Source organism: Vibrio sp. 1249-1, from assembly GCF_033340495.1.
On sequence record NZ_JAWOWJ010000651.1, the window covers coordinates 1 to 657 of the forward strand.

The 657-nt window shown below is 46.0% G+C and carries 1 protein-coding gene; it reads right to left on the reverse strand.

Going from position 1 to position 657, the window contains the following annotated elements; translation table 11 throughout:
* The coding region (locus tag R7Z50_RS28160) for a peptidoglycan DD-metalloendopeptidase family protein (protein WP_318149840.1) at nt 1-657 on the reverse strand (657 nt) is incomplete at both ends.

Here is a 657-nt window from a genome sequence, read left to right on the forward strand (position 1 = left end):
CTTTTGCATTCGCCATGAAGGTTTGTCTTGCTTTACCTGTTAACGATTTGGATTGCGGCAAATTCACTGTTCTTGGGTTTTTGTGCACGCCATTTACTAGGAACTCATAATGTAAGTGAGGTCCTGTCACACGACCTGTTCCACCAAGCGTACCGATAGTTTGACCTTGTTTAACACGTTGACCCGTTTTGACTGTGCGCTTCGTTAAGTGCAGATACTTGGTAATGTAAGTATTGCTGTGCTTGATGAACACGTAGTTCCCGTTGAACTTGTTGTAAGCCGATTTTTGCACCACACCATCACCAGCGGCCCAAATTGGCGTACCAACAGGTGCTGCGTAATCAGTGCCTCGGTGAGGACGTACTCGACCCGTAACTGGGTGAAGACGACGTGGGTTAAAGTTTGAAGTCACGCGACGGAAATCCAGTGGAGCGCGCAAGAAGGCTTTTTTCATCGCTCGGCCATTTTCGTCGTAATATTTGCCCGTTTTTTCATCTAAAATAGCCGTAAACGTATCGCCCTGGTTTTTGAATATCGCAGCGATGATTTTTCCACGACCAATGACTTCACCTTCTACAACTTCTTCTTGATACAGCACTCGGAAAGAGTCGTTTTTGCGAATATCGAGTGCGAAGTCGATATCCCAGCCAAAAATTC